This is a genomic window from Pantoea sp. B566 (assembly GCF_024793925.1).
In the GTDB taxonomy this organism is placed as follows: Bacteria; Pseudomonadota; Gammaproteobacteria; order Enterobacterales; family Enterobacteriaceae; genus Pantoea; species Pantoea ananatis.
Genome location: NZ_JANUQL010000003.1, coordinates 3,724,196 through 3,740,859, shown reverse-complemented (window position 1 = coordinate 3,740,859; position 16,664 = coordinate 3,724,196). Strand labels below are relative to the sequence as shown.

The following is a 16,664-nucleotide window of genomic DNA, read 5'->3' as shown; positions in this document are numbered from 1 at the left end:
CCGGCGCTCTGCCGGTTTTTTTATGGTTACTGATGAGAACGCTGCATGAGCCTGTCGCAAGAAGTGAAAAACGGTCTGAATGATTCGCCTGGCGAGTGGCAGGACGATCAGCTATCACGTGAAATACTCAAGCAGCGCCTGGAGTGCTTTCAACAGCACCTGGCGGCGGCCTTTGATAGCGGTGAGGCGGCAGAGAATCTGATTCATGCCCGAACCCTGTTTATCGATCGCCTTCTGCGTCGCCTGTGGCGTTACTTTGGCTTCGACAGCATGAAATCCATCGCTCTGGTTGCTGTCGGGGGTTATGGTCGGGGTGAGCTTCACCCGCTTTCCGATATTGACATATTGATTCTCAGCCGCCAGCCGCTTAACGAAGAGGCCGCCCAAAGCGCCAGCGCGCTGCTGACGCTGATGTGGGATCTCAAACTGGAAGTGGGCCACAGCGTGCGTAGCCTTGAAGAATGCCTGCTGGAAGGCCTATCCGACCTGACGGTGGCGACCAACCTGATTGAAGCGCGGATGCTGGCCGGTGATGTCGCGCTGTTCCTCGAACTGCAGAAAAATGTCTTTAGCGATGGCTTCTGGCCGTCGTCCCGCTTTTTTGCCGCCAAAATTGAAGAGCAACAAGAGCGTCATACGCGCTATCACGGTACCAGCTACAACCTGGAACCGGATATTAAAAGCAGCCCGGGCGGTTTACGTGATATTCATACGTTACAGTGGGTTGCGCGACGGCACTTCGGCGCGACAACGCTCGACGAGATGGTGGGCTTTGGCTTTCTGACCGACGCCGAACGCGCCGAACTGAATGAATGCCAGGCCTTTCTCTGGCGGATTCGGTTTGCGCTGCATCTGTTGCTGCCGCGTTATGACAACCGGCTACTGTTCGATCGCCAGCTTAGCGTTGCCCAGCGCCTTCAGTATCAGGGCGAAGGCAACGAGCCGGTTGAACGCATGATGAAGGATTTTTATCGCGTCACGCGTCGTATCGGCGAACTGAACCAGATGCTGCTGCAGTTGTTCGATGAAGCCATTCTGGCCCTCTCTACCAATGAAAAACCCTGCGCTATTGATGATGACTTTCAGCTACGGGGTAACCTGATCGATCTGCGCGATGAAACGCTGTTTGATCGGGAGCCTCAGGCGATAATGCGCATGTTTTACGTCATGGTGCGCAATGACAACATCAAAGGGATCTATTCGACCACGCTGCGCCGCCTGCGCCACACACGTCGCCATCTTAAGCAGCCGCTCTGTCAGTTGCCTGAAGCACGCCGTCTGTTTATGTCGATCCTGCGTCATCCCGGTGCGGTCAGTCGTGCATTAGTTCCGATGCATCGCCATAGCGTACTCTGGGCCTATACGCCGCTCTGGGGTCAGATCGTTGGGCAGATGCAGTTTGACCTGTTCCACGCCTATACCGTGGATGAGCACACCATTCGGGTTCTTCAGAAGCTGGAAAGTTTTGCCAACGAAGCGACGCGTCCACAACATCCTTTATGCGTTGAACTCTGGCCGCGCCTGCCTCAGCAAGAGTTACTGCTGATGGCGGCGCTGCTGCATGACATTGCGAAAGGACGTAACGGCGATCACTCTGTTCTTGGCGCGCAGGATGCGCTGGAGTTCGCCGAGATGCACGGCCTTAACTCGCGTGAAACGCAGCTTGTCGCATGGCTGGTACGGCATCATCTGTTAATGTCCGTGACCGCGCAGCGTCGTGATATTCAGGACCCCACGGTGATTCAGCAGTTCGCCGAGGTCATGCAGAACGAAAACCGACTGCGTTATCTGGTGTGCCTGACGGTGGCTGATATCTGCGCCACCAATGAGAGCCTGTGGAACAGCTGGAAGCAAAGTCTGCTGCGAGAGTTGTTCTTCGCCACCGAAAAACAGCTGCGTCGCGGCATGGAAAACAGTCCGGATCTGCGGGAACGCGTACGTCATCACCGCCTGCAGGCGCTGGCGCTGCTGCGTATGGACAACATCAATGAAGAGCGGTTACATCACATCTGGAATCGCTGTCGCGCCGACTATTTTCTGCGCCATACGCCCAACCAGATTGCCTGGCATGCCCGCCACTTACTGGGACACGATCTTAATCAACCGCTGGTGCTGGTCAGCCCGCAGGCAACGCGCGGCGGGACTGAAATTTTTATCTGGAGTCCCGATCGCCCGCACCTGTTCGCCGCCGTGGCAGGAGAGCTGGATCGTCGCAACCTCAGCGTGCATGATGCGCAAATTTTTACCAGCCGCGATGGCATGGCGATGGATACCTTTATTGTACTGGAGCCGGATGGCAGTCCCCTGTCGCCCGATCGTCATGCGATGATCATTCAGGCGCTGGAGCAGGCGATAACCCAGAGAGAGTGGGTGCCGCCGCGCACCCGTCGTCAGGCCGCCAGGCTCAAGCACTTTAGCGTGGATACCGAAGTTAATTTCCTGCCAACTCACACCGATCGCCGCAGTTATCTGGAGCTGGTAGCCCTGGATCAGCCCGGTTTACTGGCGCGCGTGGGGGAAGTGTTTGCCGATCTCGGCGTCTCTCTGCATGGTGCGCGCATCAGCACCATTGGCGAGCGCGTGGAAGATTTGTTTATTTTAGCCAATAGCGAACGCAAGGCACTGGATGAGGAAATGCGTCAGACGTTGCAACAACGGTTGACAGAAGCCCTTAATCCAAACGATAAAGTGTGACCCGCTTCAATTTGTGAACATCAACTTTTTACCCGTGCCGGTCACTGGCTGGCACCACAAATGACAGATCAGGAAAAAATATGCAACAGTTACAGAGTGTTATTGAATCTGCCTTCGAACGTCGCGCCGACATCACCCCGACCAGTGTGGATACTGAAACCCGCGAGGCGATCAATCAGGTTATCGCCAAACTGGACAGTGGTGAACTGCGCGTTTCTGAAAAAATCGACGGCGAATGGGTAACGCATCAGTGGCTGAAAAAAGCCGTTCTGCTCTCTTTCCGCATTAATGACAATCAGGTGATGGAAGGGGCTGAAACCCGTTTTTACGACAAAGTGCCGATGAAGTTTGCCGACTGGGACGATGCGCGCTTCAAAGAAGCCGGCTTCCGCGTGGTGCCGCCCGCAGCCGTTCGCAAAGGGGCTTTTATTGCGCGCAACACGGTTCTGATGCCTTCCTACGTGAACATCGGCGCCTTTGTGGACGAAGGCACAATGGTTGATACCTGGGCAACCGTCGGTTCCTGTGCGCAGATTGGTAAAAACGTACATTTATCCGGTGGTGTAGGAATCGGTGGCGTACTTGAGCCGCTCCAGGCCAACCCCACCATCATTGAAGATAACTGCTTTATTGGCGCACGTTCTGAAATCGTTGAAGGCGTGATCGTTGAAGAAGGCTCCGTGATTTCAATGGGTGTTTATATCGGTCAGAGCACCAAAATTTATGACCGTGAAACCGGCGAAATCCACTACGGTCGCGTGCCTGCCGGCTCGGTCGTGGTATCCGGTAACCTGCCGTCTAAAGATGGCAGCTACAGCCTTTACTGCGCAGTCATTGTGAAAAAAGTTGATGCGAAAACGCTGGCAAAAACCGGCATCAATGAACTGCTGCGTACGATCGACTAATCTGTCGGACGGGCTGTTCGGCAGCCCGTCATCTTTTGTTTACAGCTGTTACGGGTAATGTTGTTTTTCTACACGAACCAACAGGTGCGTTTACTTTTCATCCAGGTCATAATTCGCGCCAGTTAAATCCTGTTGCGCACTGATTCATGTTATTTATGTCTATAGTCATTAAGTCATGAACAATTCTGCGCGCCTATCAATTGGTGGAAAATAATTATGTATGACAATATTAAGAGCTTAGGCATTAGTAACCCTGACGATATCGATCGCTACAGCCTGCGTCAGGAAGCGAATAACGATATTTTGAAAATTTATTTCCGCAAAGATAAAGGTGAATTTTTCGCCAAAAGCGTGAAATTTAAATATCCTCGCCAGCGCAAGACCGTCGTTGCTGATAACGCGTCACAAGGCTATCGCGAAGTGCAGGAAATCAGCCCGAACCTGCGTTATGTGATCGATGAACTGGACCAGATCTGCCAGCGCGATCAGGTGGAAGTCGATCTGAAACGTAAAATCCTTGATGATCTGCGTCATCTTGAAGGCGTCGTTTCCCATAAAATCGCCGAAATTGAATCCGATCTGGAAAAACTGACCCGCAGCGGCCGTTAATTATTTCAGATTTACATCAGGCCAGCCGCATTAAGTGTGATTCACTTGACGCGTCTGGCCTTTTTTATTGGCAATCTGCGCGGCTATCGCCTGAGTAACACCACATCACGTAGCACCTCTGCTGAGCCGGTACGCCATTCAGGACGATCAATCCAGGATTGGTAACGTTCTGACTTAAGTGTGACGTCAGCCAACAGCAGTAAGGGGATTAACCGCTCGCTTTGGCGTTCGCGGGTTTTCCACGGCCAGCGGCGTGATGGATCGCTAAAGGGCGCCATATAATCCAGCGCCGCCAGTAGCGAGCCACCCTGCTTGTTTTGATAGTGCCAGAGATCGTCCAGCCCACGCTGAGAAGCCAACGCCGCGATAGCGGTTAGCGCCTGCAAATTAAAGACGCTGTAATGAAAGGAGCGGGTTCGCGCCAGCTCAAGTGGCTGAGTCCCCTCTTTCTGTATTTGCCCATCAATTTTTCGTTTGGCCAGCGCCGACATATCAGCGATCACCGTGTTTTTGCCCAGGTAAGCGGCAATACCGGCAACCTGTACGCTGTACCAGCTGCCATGATTATTTGGGGCATCCCGCTCCTGTTGCGCCAGCTGGCTGGTCTGCAGCCAGCTAAGATAGTCACTGAACCAGCGATGTAACGCCGCCTCGTCGCTGTCGCGCCAGCCGGGTGACTGGCGCAACAGCACCAGCGCATCAACAATGCGGGTCGCAAAATAGCGCCCATCCAGTACGCCATCATGACGGCCAGGCGTCCTGCCTGGAATCCCCTGGGCATAATTCAGGTTTGGATTCATACGGCTGGCAGGATCGATAAACCAGTGGCGGATCATCGATTGTGCTTTGCTGGCATAGCGTGCATCGCCAGAAAAGAACCAGGCCAGCGAGAGTGTCTGTACATCTGCGCTAAAGCGCGCCAGCCGCACGCCGTCGGTTTGGTTATTTTTCGTGTCGGGATTAATCTCACCATCCCGACGAATCCAGGGCAACCCCGTTTTCTGCTTTCCGTCCGGCCACCAGTAGGCGCTCAGGCTCAGATAGTCATGCCGCGATCCGCTGGGCGGCATCAGCCCCTTATCCATCACGCTGGGATCGGGCTGGCTGAGCGCCTTTTCTGCCTGATGTTGCAGCTGACGCCAGGCCTGTTCCGTCAGTGTGCTCGCCTGATGATTCTGCAAAGCCTGCCGGGTATTCATCAGGGCATCAGTAGAGAGAAAAATCAGGCTGTCAGGCCGTGCCTGGCAGGTAAACGTAACGATTAGCAGGCAAAGTATGGCGGGCAATATACGCATCGGGCGTCCTCATGGTTTCATAAGCAGCGTCATCAGCCCTGCTCATCCAGCTGTAACGCAATATACAGCAGTAATCGATCGTCAAAATGACCAAGGTTCAGTCCGGTTAACTCAGCGATCCGATTCAGTCGATACTCCAGCGTATTACGATGAATAAACAGCGCGCGTGATGTTGCGCCGGGCTGGACGTTATTGCTGAACCAGGCGCTTAAGGTCCGGCGCAGTAAACCGTTGCTGTCCATGCTTTTCAGTTTTTCCAGCGGACGTGCCAGCTCGTTCGCCTGCCAGCCACCGCGTAAACTGTCCAGTAATACCGGCAGCATCAGATCCTGATAAAAATAGCTGCGGACGTCTGGCATGCGCTGCTTTCCAACGGCCATGGTGGTGCGCGCAGTGCGGTAAGAGCGGGCGATGCTGCCCGGACCGGTAAAGAAGTTGCCCAGCGCAATACGCATGCGCAGATGACCGCTTTCGTTCATTCGCTGCATCAGTTGCTCAACCCGCTTGCGATGATCGTGACGGTCGTAACGTCCGTGTGTGTTTAATGCCGGTTTCAGTACGACCATTTCGGTTAGCGACACAATGGCTATCAGGTTATCCCGAACGGGGGTGGTGAGTAAGGTTTGCAGCTGCTGTAATTCAGACATGGCGCTGTCCACGCCTAACTGCCCGCTGTCGACTTCGATCACCGCCACCACGCGGGGCTGATTAAGATCGATCCCCAGGCGCTGTGCCCACTCTGTCAGCTGTGGCGTCAGCGCATCACTTCTTATCAGGTTGAGCACCAGCTCTTCACGCAGTCGGCTGTCCTGAGCCAGCATATGTAATAGTCGGGCCTGCTCCAGCATCATCTCTGCCGCCATACAGACTAATTCGCCATAGTGACGCAGTGCGCCCGGCTCGCCTGTCAGGCCAATGACGCCCACGATCGCCCCGTCAATACGTAGCGGAAGGTTGATGCCTGGCCGCACGCCGTGCAGATGTTTTGCCACAGCATCGTCGATATCCACGATGCGCCCCTGAGACAACACCAACAGCGCGCCCTCATGCAACTCCCCGATGCGCTCCCTGTCACCACTGCCAATGATTCGCCCACGCGCATCCATCACGTTGACATTGCCATCAATGATTTTCATGGTGCGCGCAACAATTTCCTGCGCCAGCCGCGCGTCGAGATGACAGGTAGCCATCCTTATCTCCTGAGTCATATGAGAGGAAGGACAGAATAGCCGTGTGACACGCGGAGAACATTATGCATTCGCCCATAGCCGCGCCGGCTTTGGCAGAAATGCGGCAGGCATCACATTTGTGATCTGTGCTATAAAAAAGGCGGACCGAAGTCCGCCTGATAAGCATCAAGCAGTGATTACTGCATCAGCAGGTAGAGCGATGTGTCGCCACGTTGCACATTCAGCGCCAGTACCGGTGGTTTGGTATCGAGGATCTTGCGTAGTTCCCCTAAGTTGGTTACTGGCTGCTGGTTGACGCCAAGAATCAGGTCGCCTTTTTTCAGACCCACTCTTGCCGCCGCACTGCCCGCTTTCACGCTATCGACCCGCACGCCTTTCTCTTTGCCTGCGTTATTACTCAGATCTGCACCTTCAATGCCGGTGTAAATCGTAGCGGACTGCACTTTGTCCTGGGTGCTCTGCTGCAGCTGCACGGAGACATCCAGCGGTTTGCCATCACGCAGCAGGCCAAGCTTCAGCGTCGTGCCTACCGGTAAAGAGCCGACTTCAGCGCGCAGCGAGGCAAAGCTGGTGAGCGGCTTGCCGTTCATAGAAACGATCACGTCACCCGCTTTAATACCGCCTTTCGCTGCTGCGGAATTGGGCACGACCTGACTAACAAAGGCGCCGCGCTGCGCATCGACCTTCATCGCTTTAGCCAGTTCAGAGTTGAGCTCTGTTCCCATGATACCCAGCTCACCGCGTTTCACCTGACCATACTCCACCATCTGTGCGGTCAGGTTTTTCACCATGTTGCTGGGGATGGCAAAACCAATACCAATGTTGCCGCCGTCTGGGGCCAGAATCGCGGTGTTAATACCAATCAGCTCACCGTTGAGGTTCACCAGCGCGCCACCCGAGTTACCGCGGTTAATCGCGGCATCGGTCTGGATAAAGTTTTCGTAGTTTTCAACGTTGAGGCCGCTGCGTCCCAACGCCGACACGATGCCCGAGGTTACGGTTTCGCCCAGACCATAGGGATTACCGATTGCTACGGTATAATCGCCAACGCGCAAATTATCGGAGTCAGCCATTTTAATGGCGGTCAGATTTTTCGCGCCTTCCAGCTGAATCAGCGCTATATCCGAGCTGGGATCTTTGCCGATGACTTTGGCGTCGTAGCTACGACCATCGCTCAGTTTGACCTGAATTTTCGTCGCATCGTTGACCACATGGTTGTTGGTTACCACATAGCCTTTTTCTGCGTTAATGATCACGCCAGAACCCAGCGCTCTGAATTTTTGCTGCTGCGTATCCGGGCCTGCAGGCGCACCGCCGCCGCTCCCGCCCGCGCCCTGGCACAGCGGCGAGCCCATGAACGGAGAACCGTCCTGACAGAAAGGCGAATTATCGCCAAAAAATTGCTGGAACTGCTGCGGCATACGCGGCGTTTTGACCGTTGTACTGCCTTCCACGCTGATGCTCACAACGGAAGGCATCACCTTCTCCAGCATGGGGGCAAGGCTTGGCAACGGCTGGCTTGGGGAAGATGAAACGGAAGAGGATGTCTCCGCAGCGAAAGCACTCACAGGGGTCAGTGCCATGCCAAGACTAAGCGCCAGAGCGCTTAACATTAACGAGGTTTTTTTCATTTTGGTATCTCACAATGATGGATATACTGACCATTGCTGTGGTCGAATGTTGAGATAAATGTTTTAGCGCGAAGTTCCTCGAAAAGTTTTAGGCAAAGGTAAAAATTTATTCGCGCTCTTTACAATTCTCCGCTTATTCCACCGCCATCAAACGACGGTACTCATCCCAGGCATAGAGATCGGTCATGCCGCTAATGTAATCCTGAATCAGACGAAAGCGATAATAACGTTCCCATAACAAACGCTCATATTTGTGTTCAACAACCAGCGTGCGCATTTTATACAGATAGGCTTTTCTGTGCTTTCCGGAAAGTTTATGGAAAAGACGTGTCTCAATCGGATGGTTGCGCAAAAAATCTTCATTTATCAGTGTAGTAAAGTCTTCATAATTCAACATCATTAACGGTTGGTATATTTCAAGCAACCCCTTTATGACGCGATAACCCTGCAGCTCCAGCTGTTCAACTTCGGAATGATTAAACACCTGCTGCCGTGCTACAGTTTTAAATATTTGTAATAAACGCCCCTCTTCGCCGCCATCTTCTAATAATGCATGGTTGAAGTTTCCGTCAAAAATAGCGGGCAGATTGTCGATAAAACGTTTAACGGCATAGGTGACCAGAACGTTCTGAACATTAACCCGGAGGGACATGAAAAATTGATCGCTTCGGCTGCGGCGTTTTTTACTTCCTGCTTCGCGCCAGGCCTCACCTACGGTACGGCTGAACGCATCATTGTTATTTATTGGCCCCCAGGCTTTGCTGAGGAATTCATACAAACTGTCGACATTGAAAATGGCTTTTTCGACGGCGTCATCCAGATCGGCAATACAATATGAAATGTCATCAGCCGCTTCCATGATATAGGTCAGCGGGAAGCGATGATGCTCCGTCAGATGCGTCGCGGCACGGAGATCGCTGATATATTCCCGCTCAGACAAATAAAAGCCCGGTTTTTTCATTAATACGCTAAATTCGGCCGGTTTCTCACCCTGCCACCATGCCGGCGCGGTATATTTAAGAATACAGGCCACCTGAGAGTAGCTCAGGTTGAGCTGCAGCAAGGTGTGCACCATACGGATCGCCTGGGCATTGCCTTCAAAATGGCATAAATCCTGACGAATCATAGCGTTCATTTGATCAAAGGACTGGCGCTGCTCTTCGCTTTCGACGCCAGCCACCAGCGGATCGACCAGTTCGGCAGCCAGATTATCTTCAAACCAGTCGTTAATGGCAGCTTCGCCAAAATGCCCGAACGGAGGATTCCCGACGTCATGCAACAGACACGCCATTTCGACCAGACTTTCAAAGGCCCCTTCCATGTCGTCCAGTCCATATTTTGCCAGCCCACCCTGCATTTTTAAGGTTTGCAGAATCTCTTTGCTGATATATCGACCGGTTTGCTGCACTTCAAGCGAATGCGTCAGGCGTGAACGGACGGCGGCGTTGCGCTCAAGCGGAAAGACCTGGGTTTTTTGTTGCAGTCGGCGAATGGCCGCCGAATTAATGATGCGTCCACGATCGCTTTCAAAATGGCGGGTAATAAAATATTCACCTTGCGGATCTTTACGGTTGCTATAAGGGCGAGTGAAGCTGATCTTCTTCCTGAAATTGATCGCCGCCATACCTGTCCCCTTATTTTTTCGTGAAATGATCCTGTCAGTGCCATGATAGACTATGCCCGATTTTTACATTCATTACATTAGCGAGACGCAAAATGAAAGCAGGCATCATTGGCGCAATGGAGCAGGAAGTGACCCTGCTGCGTGACAAAATTGAAAATCGTCAGACTCTGTCTCTGGCGGGCTGTGAAATTTACACTGGCACACTCAATGGTGTTGACGTTGCCTTGCTGAAATCAGGCATTGGTAAAACCTCGGCAGCCCTTGGCACCACGCTGTTGCTGCAGCTGTGTAAACCCGATCTCGTTATTAATACCGGTTCCGCAGGCGGTTTAGCCCCGACGTTAGCCGTAGGTGATATCGTGGTGTCGGAAGAAGTGCGCTATCACGATGCCGATGTGACCGCGTTTGGCTATGAGCCGGGCCAGATGGCAGGTTGTCCGGCTGCCTTTACGGCTGACAGCACCCTGATTGCCGAGGCGGAAGCCTGCATTAAGCAGCTCAACCTGAACGCGGTTCGCGGCCTGGTGGTGAGCGGCGATGCGTTTATCAACGGGGCTGAGCCCCTGGCGCGCATCCGGGCGACCTTCCCACAGGCTATTGCGGTTGAAATGGAAGCGACCGCCATCGGCCATGTCTGTCATCAGTTCCAGGTGCCTTTTGTGGTCGTCAGAGCGATTTCCGACGTGGCCGACAAGGAATCACACCTGAGTTTTGACGAGTTTCTGAGCGTCGCGGCCAGCCAGTCGTCACTGATGGTTGAAAATTTGCTGGCCCGTCTGGCTCGTGGCTAAACGGCTGTTGTTGTGCTGGCTGCTGCTGTTGAGCAGCAGCCTGTATGCTGCCCCACCCCGAGTCATCACCCTTGCTCCCCATCTGACTGAGCTCGCCTTTGCCGCAGGTATTACCCCGATTGCGGTCAGCGCCTGGTCCAGCTATCCGCCTGAAGCAAAAAACATTGAACAGGTCGCTAACTGGCAGGGCATCAATCTTGAACGTATTTTGCAGCTTAAACCCGACGTAGTGTTGGCGTGGCGCGGCGGCAATCCGCAGCGTCAGGTAGACCAGCTGCAGCAGTTGGGTATTAAGGTTGAATGGGTCAATGCCGCAACGCTGGATGGCATGATTGATGCACTGGCAGGATTAGCAAAGTGGAGTCCAGCGCCGCAACGTGCCGCACAAGCCGCCGGGGAGCTGCGCCAGCAGGAAGCGGCTTTGCGGAAGCGCTATCACACACAACATCCCATTCCCGTCTTTCTGCAGTTTGGCTTTTCGCCCATGTTTACCGCGGCTAAGGCGACGCTGCAAAACGATATCATCAGGCTGTGTGGCGGGCAGAATATCTTTGCCGACAGTGCGGTGAGCTGGCCCCAGGTGAGCCGGGAACAGGTGCTGATGCGCCATCCGCAGGTCATCGTCACAACAGGTGATGCACAGCAGGCGAGTCACACGGCGCAGTTCTGGCGACCGCAGCTTAACGTCAGCGTGATTGCCATTAACGACGACTGGCTCAGCCGTCCGGGACCGCGCATCCTGTTAGCCGCCGACCAACTGTGTAAAGGCCTGCACCCGGTTAAATAATGCTGTCGGTTCTGCATGCGTTACACCGTCAACTAAAGAAATCACCCTGACTGCCGTTAATTTTAAGTATGAGACACGTGCCACGTATGCCCGATGTCCGTTTTAGCGCTTAGTGCATTCGACTACACCAGGAATTTAAATATGACCAAAGCACCGCTTCTGGCCATAGGGCTTCTGATCGCGCAGCAGGCCTACGCGGGATCGACGACCGGCTCTATTAACGTCAGACTCGTCATCTATTCACGTTGTGAAGTTAACCGTTCAATGGGGCAGTCTGTGCCGCAGGTTGAGTGCGGTCGTCAGATAAACGCACAGCCGCGCGTGACACAAACGGTGTTAAAGCGACAGGGAAGCAGCGGGACGAACGATCGTCTGGTGACGGTTGAATGGTAGCCGAGGCCGCCCGCTGAGGCGGCCCGATAATCAGATACTGAATGACGACCCGCAGCCGCAGGTGGTTTTGGCGTTAGGGTTGGTGACGATAAAGCGCGATCCTTCCAGCCCTTCCGTGTAATCCACAGAACCGCCCACCAGATACTGCAGGCTCATGGGATCAACCACCAGCGAGACGCCCTGCTTTTCAATGGTCATGTCGCCGTCGTTCATTTGATCGTCGAATGTAAAACCATACTGAAAGCCGCTGCAACCACCACCAGTGATATACACACGCAGCTTCAGTGCCGGGTTCTCTTCGTCAGCAATCAGATTCTTAACTTTTTTGGCTGCTGCGTCGGTAAACTGCAACGGCAGTGCTACTACTTCATCACTCATGAGTTACTCCGTAAACGTCCGGGTCAGAAAACGACCTCAATATTGCTATTATCTGCCAGCGACCCGGCGCAATCAAGCTTTCAGCTTCGCACTCTGTGCCGGATTCACTTTGATGATTATAGCGGCCTTTCGTCAGCAGCCCCTCTTCCGTAGAATAGCCCGATATTTTATGAACTGCTGGAGCCGAAAATGAGTAAGTCTGAAGAACTGTTCGCCGAAGCACAACGCCTGATCCCCGGCGGTGTGAACTCGCCGGTACGGGCGTTTACCGGTGTGGGTGGCGTTCCGCTGTTCATTGAGCATGCTGACGGTGCATATCTTTATGACGCCGACGGTAAAAAGTACATCGACTATGTTGGGTCATGGGGCCCCATGGTGCTGGGACATAACAATGATGGCATTCGTCAGGCCGTGATTGAGGCTGCCCAGCGCGGCCTGAGCTTCGGGGCACCAACCGAGATGGAAGTCACCATGGCGCAGCTGGTGTGTAAACTGGTTCCCAGCATGGAAATGGTGCGGATGGTGAACTCCGGCACCGAAGCCACCATGAGCGCGATTCGTCTGGCGCGCGGTTTTACCGGTCGCGACAAAATCATCAAGTTTGAAGGGTGCTACCACGGTCATGCCGACCATCTGCTGGTGAAAGCCGGTTCCGGTGCGCTGACGCTGGGGCAGCCTAACTCACCGGGCGTGCCCGCCGATTTTGCCAAGCATACGCTGACCTGTACATATAACGATCTGGATTCGGTGCGCGCTGCGTTTGAACAGTATCCGCAGGCTATCGCCGCTATTATTGTCGAGCCCGTGGCCGGAAACATGAACTGTATTCCGCCCCAACCCGAATTCTTACCCGGCCTGCGCGCGCTCTGTGATGAGTTTGGCGCACTGCTGATTATCGATGAAGTGATGACGGGTTTCCGCGTTGCCCTGGGCGGTGCGCAAGAGTACTACAACGTTAAACCGGATCTCACCTGCCTCGGCAAAATCATCGGTGGCGGTATGCCGGTGGGTGCTTTTGGCGGCCGTCGCGAAGTCATGGAGGCACTGGCACCGACCGGACCGGTTTATCAGGCGGGTACGCTGTCCGGTAACCCTGTCGCTATGGCTGCCGGCTATGCCTGCTTAACCCAGATTGCCCAGCCGGGCATGCATGACAAACTCAATCGTCTGACCTCACAGTTAGCGCAGGGACTGCTCGACGCGGCAAAACAGGAAAATATTCCGGTGGTGGTGAATCAGGTTGGCGGCATGTTTGGCCTGTTCTTTACCGATGCCGACAGCGTCACCTGCTATAAAGATGTGACGCAGTGCGATGTTGAACGCTTCAAGCGCTTTTTCCACCTGATGCTTGAAGAAGGCGTTTACTTTGCGCCGTCCGCCTTTGAAGCCGGCTTTATGTCGCTGGCGCACAGCGCAGAGGACATTCAGCATACTGTCGATGCCGCCCGTCGCTGCTTCGCTAAGCTGTAAAAAATGCAGACCGGCAAACGCCGGTCTTTTTTTTAACGAGCGCGCCGCAATAACCAAATAAAATAGGGTGCCCCTAAAAATGTGGCCATCAATCCCGCCGGAATTTGGTTTGGGAACGCCACCATTCGCCCACACCAGTCAGCTATCATCATTAAACCTGCGCCAAGCACACCCGACAGTAACAGCTGCGGCAACGCGCGACGGAACCCCAGCATGCGCGCCATGTGTGGTGCCATCAGCCCCACGAAGCTCAATGGCCCAATCGTCAGCGTGGCACTGGCCGTTAAGGCCGCGGCCAGCAGCAGCAGCGCCAGCCGCGAGGCGGTGAGCGCCATGCCGGCCGAGCGCGCCGTGGCGCTTCCCAAAGGCAGCAGCGTGAGCCAGCGGCTGGCCAGCGGCGCTAACGACACCAGCACGACTGCACAGCCTGCACTTTGCAGCGCCTGGGTGGCGCTGACGTTATAGGTCGAGCCGGAGATCCAGGTCAGTAAACCCGACATCCGGGGATCGCCACTGGCCATCAACAACATCAGAATGGTGACAAAAGCGCTGTTTAACGCCATCCCGGCCAACAGCATGCGTTCGGGTGAAAACCCGCCACGGCTGGCAACCAGCATAATGATCGCCAGGGTTACCGCTGCGCCCAGCGCACCGGCAGGCAACAGAAACGCCAGCGCATTACCGGGTACCAGGAATAACATCACGACCACACCACAGGCCGCCCCGGAACTGATGCCCAAGACTTCCGGGCTGGCCATCGGGTTACCGGTCAGTCGCTGAATCAGGCTACCGGCTACGCCCAGCATTAAGCCTACCGCCAGGGCCGCCAGCACGCGCGGTGCGCGCCACGGAAGCAGCACATTGAGCATGTCACCCTGGGTCCAGATCCAGCCTTGCGCGTCCCGTCCAAACGCCAGACAGAGCCAGGCCAGCATGCCTAACACCACCAGACCGGTCAGGCTCCAGCGCAGAAAATGATGACGTTCAACCGGCACGCTGTCGCCCTGATCCAGTGCGGGGGGAACGGACCCCGTCCGCAGGCGCGGGAGCAGCCAGAGCAGAATCGGCACGCCCAGTAACGCCGTCACCGTGCCGGTGGAAACCTCGCGCCAGTGCGTCGTAAGCCACAGGACGCAGGCATCCGCCAGCCACAGCAGCAATGCGCCAATCAGCGGAGCCAGCAGCATGCGGCTCAGCAAGCGGCGTCCACCGAGCAGCCTTGCCAGCAGCGGCGCAAACAGGCCGATAAAACCAATGATGCCGGCGACGCTCACCAGCTGTGCGCTCAGCAGTATTGCCAGCGCCAGAATCGCTAGCCGGGTGACGGACAGGGCCAGCCCGAGGTTTTTTGCCACGCCATCGTCCAACCCCATGAGCGTCAGCGGCCGCAGAAGCGCCAGTGACAGTATCAGCGCCAGCACCAGGCGCGGCCAGAGCTGGGTAACGCTGTCCCAGCTCATCTGGTTCAGTGCGCCCGTGCTCCACAAAAACATATTTTGCAACTGGTCGTGATTGAAGATGGCGAAGATCTGATTAACCGCCCCGCTGTAGAGACTCAGGACCAGCCCTGCCAGAATCAGGGTAACGGGCGATAAGCGTTTACTCCAGGCCACGCTAAAGACCAGCGCCCCCACCAGCAACGCACCACCTGAGGCGGCAAGCTGCTGGGTGAGTGCTCCGCCCGGCAGGTGCCACAATGTGGCGACGGTGATCCCCAACTGTGCGCCGGATGAAACCCCTAGCGTTCCCGGTTCCGCCAGCGGGTTTCGCAGTACCTGTTGAAACAGCAAGCCCGCTAATCCCAGACCGGCACCCACCAACAGCGCCAGCGCCCAGCGCGGCAGCAAACTGTAGTGAAACACCATCTGCTGGACATTAGCGGTATCCGGTGACCACAAGGCCTGAGTCCACTGCCCCGGAGGCAGGGCCTGCTGAAGGTTTATCGCGGTGAGCGCCAGCGCGAGCAGAAACAGGACGCTCAGCACTGTGACAGGAAAATAACGATGCCGCATCAGACCTTCTCCAGCGCATGTTCCAGCACGCGTATAAAATGCAGGGCCGACAATGTTGCCCCGTAGTACCAGACCGCCGGTACGCGTTGAAAATGACCGCTTTGGACAAAAGGCATTGCCTGCCACAGCGGGCTGCGCGACAGCTGCTGCATAACGGCCGCATTGTCGTGGTCGAAGCAGATGGCTTCGACATCGTGAAACGCCGCCAGCCTTTCCAGGCCAATCACTGAACTTCCCCAGAAATTGGTTTCTCCCTGCCAGGCATTCTTCAGGCCAAGCCGTTCCATGACTTCAAGGAATAAGCTGTTCTTACCGAAGGTGATGGCATGGCGGCTGTCAAGCAGTGACATCAGCAAGATAGCGCGTCCGGCATAGGGAGCCAGACGCTGACGGGCTGCGGCGATTTCCGCATCCACGTATTGCAGATGCGCTTCAGCCTGAGCTTCCCGCCCCAGCCTGGCCCCGAGCGCGCGCAGCGAGACACGCGCGCGCGACAAGGGTTTACCGTCGCCGCCGTGCAGGTCAAACCCCATAATGGGCGCAATACGCTGGAGTTTCTCTTTAGGCGGTCCATAGCCGTTTGAACAGAGAATCAGGGAGGGATGCATCTGGGTCATCAGTTCAAGGTTAGGCTCGGTACGCAGCCCAACATCCACCACGCCGGCAGGCAAGGCTGGCTGCCCGACCCAGATATTATAATTATGCACATCGGCGACCCCAAAGGGCTTAACGCCTAACGCCAGCAGCAGTTCGGTGGGTAACCACTCCAGCGCGATGATGCGAGCGGGATCGGGCTGCGCCGCCTGGAGTGAAAAGGGGCTCATCAGTGGCGATAACGCCATCGCCATCATCAGGCGACGGCGGAATAAATCGGGCATTATCCTG

At 55.2% G+C, this 16,664-nt stretch carries 14 protein-coding genes; 7 read left to right on the top strand and 7 right to left on the bottom strand.

Annotated elements, in window-relative coordinates; translation table 11 throughout:
- The first annotated feature begins 45 nt into the window (after positions 1-45).
- From glnD to NYE92_RS18950, 3 genes are all read left to right on the top strand, one after another.
- The gene (glnD, locus tag NYE92_RS18960; protein WP_013024683.1) at positions 46-2,694 is read left to right on the top strand and encodes a bifunctional uridylyltransferase/uridylyl-removing protein GlnD; all 2,649 of its coding nucleotides are present in this window, start codon (positions 46-48) and stop codon (positions 2,692-2,694) included.
- 80 nt (positions 2,695-2,774) lie between these two features.
- Positions 2,775-3,599, top strand: coding sequence for a 2,3,4,5-tetrahydropyridine-2,6-dicarboxylate N-succinyltransferase (dapD, locus tag NYE92_RS18955; RefSeq protein ID WP_014592957.1), 825 nt, complete (start codon positions 2,775-2,777; stop codon positions 3,597-3,599).
- Positions 3,600-3,815: 216 nt separating this feature from the next.
- The gene (locus NYE92_RS18950) at positions 3,816-4,208 is read left to right on the top strand and encodes a DUF3461 family protein (protein ID WP_006117754.1); all 393 of its coding nucleotides are present in this window, start codon (positions 3,816-3,818) and stop codon (positions 4,206-4,208) included.
- A gap of 83 nt (positions 4,209-4,291) precedes the next feature.
- On the opposite strand, the gene NYE92_RS18945 is transcribed toward NYE92_RS18950, so the two are convergent.
- From NYE92_RS18945 to dgt, 4 genes are all read right to left on the bottom strand, one after another.
- A complete protein-coding gene (locus NYE92_RS18945; protein ID WP_014592956.1) occupies positions 4,292-5,503 on the bottom strand; it encodes an alginate lyase family protein in 1,212 nt (403 codons plus the stop codon).
- A gap of 32 nt (positions 5,504-5,535) precedes the next feature.
- On the bottom strand, positions 5,536-6,693 hold the full coding sequence (locus NYE92_RS18940; protein WP_014606551.1) for a CdaR family transcriptional regulator: 1,158 nt from the start codon (positions 6,691-6,693) through the stop codon (positions 5,536-5,538).
- 176 nt (positions 6,694-6,869) lie between these two features.
- Positions 6,870-8,324: a serine endoprotease DegP gene (gene degP, locus NYE92_RS18935; protein ID WP_013024679.1), complete on the bottom strand. Its 1,455-nt coding sequence runs from the start codon at positions 8,322-8,324 to the stop codon at positions 6,870-6,872.
- A gap of 133 nt (positions 8,325-8,457) precedes the next feature.
- Positions 8,458-9,948 (bottom strand): dGTPase, encoded by a 1,491-nt coding sequence (dgt, locus tag NYE92_RS18930; RefSeq protein WP_014606552.1) that lies wholly within the window; start codon positions 9,946-9,948, stop codon positions 8,458-8,460.
- Between the two features lie 92 nt (positions 9,949-10,040).
- On the opposite strand from dgt, the gene mtnN reads away from it, so the two are divergent.
- The 3 genes from mtnN (at position 10,041) to NYE92_RS18915 (ending at position 11,919) form a co-directional block, all read left to right on the top strand.
- Positions 10,041-10,739, top strand: coding sequence for a 5'-methylthioadenosine/S-adenosylhomocysteine nucleosidase (gene mtnN / locus NYE92_RS18925; RefSeq protein ID WP_013024677.1), 699 nt, complete (start codon positions 10,041-10,043; stop codon positions 10,737-10,739).
- Positions 10,732-11,526 carry a vitamin B12 ABC transporter substrate-binding protein BtuF gene (gene btuF / locus NYE92_RS18920; protein ID WP_078828868.1) on the top strand — a complete coding sequence of 265 codons (795 nt, stop codon included), beginning with the start codon at positions 10,732-10,734 and terminating at the stop codon, positions 11,524-11,526. The genes mtnN and btuF overlap by 8 nt, the downstream gene beginning before the upstream one ends.
- A gap of 141 nt (positions 11,527-11,667) precedes the next feature.
- Positions 11,668-11,919: a hypothetical protein gene (locus NYE92_RS18915; protein WP_014606555.1), complete on the top strand. Its 252-nt coding sequence runs from the start codon at positions 11,668-11,670 to the stop codon at positions 11,917-11,919.
- Between the two features lie 30 nt (positions 11,920-11,949).
- On the opposite strand, the gene erpA is transcribed toward NYE92_RS18915, so the two are convergent.
- Positions 11,950-12,297, bottom strand: coding sequence for an iron-sulfur cluster insertion protein ErpA (gene erpA, locus NYE92_RS18910; RefSeq protein ID WP_013024674.1), 348 nt, complete (start codon positions 12,295-12,297; stop codon positions 11,950-11,952).
- Positions 12,298-12,486: 189 nt separating this feature from the next.
- Between erpA and hemL the strand changes: the two genes are divergently transcribed.
- Positions 12,487-13,767, top strand: a complete 1,281-nt coding sequence (gene hemL / locus NYE92_RS18905) for a glutamate-1-semialdehyde 2,1-aminomutase (RefSeq protein WP_014592952.1) — start codon at positions 12,487-12,489, stop codon at positions 13,765-13,767.
- A gap of 32 nt (positions 13,768-13,799) precedes the next feature.
- Here the strand turns inward: hemL and fhuB are convergent, their stop codons facing one another.
- The gene (fhuB, locus tag NYE92_RS18900) at positions 13,800-15,779 is read right to left on the bottom strand and encodes a Fe(3+)-hydroxamate ABC transporter permease FhuB (RefSeq protein ID WP_259019350.1); all 1,980 of its coding nucleotides are present in this window, start codon (positions 15,777-15,779) and stop codon (positions 13,800-13,802) included.
- Positions 15,779-16,657: a Fe(3+)-hydroxamate ABC transporter substrate-binding protein FhuD gene (fhuD, locus tag NYE92_RS18895; protein ID WP_014592950.1), complete on the bottom strand. Its 879-nt coding sequence runs from the start codon at positions 16,655-16,657 to the stop codon at positions 15,779-15,781. The genes fhuB and fhuD overlap by 1 nt, the downstream gene beginning before the upstream one ends.
- Positions 16,658-16,664: the final 7 nt, after the last annotated feature.

Coding starts and splice junctions, on each gene's coding strand:
- glnD (WP_013024683.1), top strand. CDS start 46: ATGAGCCTGTCGCAAGAAGTGAAAAACGGTCTGAATGATTCGCCTGGC.
- dapD (WP_014592957.1), top strand. CDS start 2,775: ATGCAACAGTTACAGAGTGTTATTGAATCTGCCTTCGAACGTCGCGCC.
- NYE92_RS18950 (WP_006117754.1), top strand. CDS start 3,816: ATGTATGACAATATTAAGAGCTTAGGCATTAGTAACCCTGACGATATC.
- NYE92_RS18945 (WP_014592956.1), bottom strand. CDS start 5,503: ATGCGTATATTGCCCGCCATACTTTGCCTGCTAATCGTTACGTTTACC.
- NYE92_RS18940 (WP_014606551.1), bottom strand. CDS start 6,693: ATGGCTACCTGTCATCTCGACGCGCGGCTGGCGCAGGAAATTGTTGCG.
- degP (WP_013024679.1), bottom strand. CDS start 8,324: ATGAAAAAAACCTCGTTAATGTTAAGCGCTCTGGCGCTTAGTCTTGGC.
- dgt (WP_014606552.1), bottom strand. CDS start 9,948: ATGGCGGCGATCAATTTCAGGAAGAAGATCAGCTTCACTCGCCCTTAT.
- mtnN (WP_013024677.1), top strand. CDS start 10,041: ATGAAAGCAGGCATCATTGGCGCAATGGAGCAGGAAGTGACCCTGCTG.
- NYE92_RS18915 (WP_014606555.1), top strand. CDS start 11,668: ATGACCAAAGCACCGCTTCTGGCCATAGGGCTTCTGATCGCGCAGCAG.
- erpA (WP_013024674.1), bottom strand. CDS start 12,297: ATGAGTGATGAAGTAGTAGCACTGCCGTTGCAGTTTACCGACGCAGCA.
- hemL (WP_014592952.1), top strand. CDS start 12,487: ATGAGTAAGTCTGAAGAACTGTTCGCCGAAGCACAACGCCTGATCCCC.
- fhuB (WP_259019350.1), bottom strand. CDS start 15,779: ATGCGGCATCGTTATTTTCCTGTCACAGTGCTGAGCGTCCTGTTTCTG.
- fhuD (WP_014592950.1), bottom strand. CDS start 16,657: ATGCCCGATTTATTCCGCCGTCGCCTGATGATGGCGATGGCGTTATCG.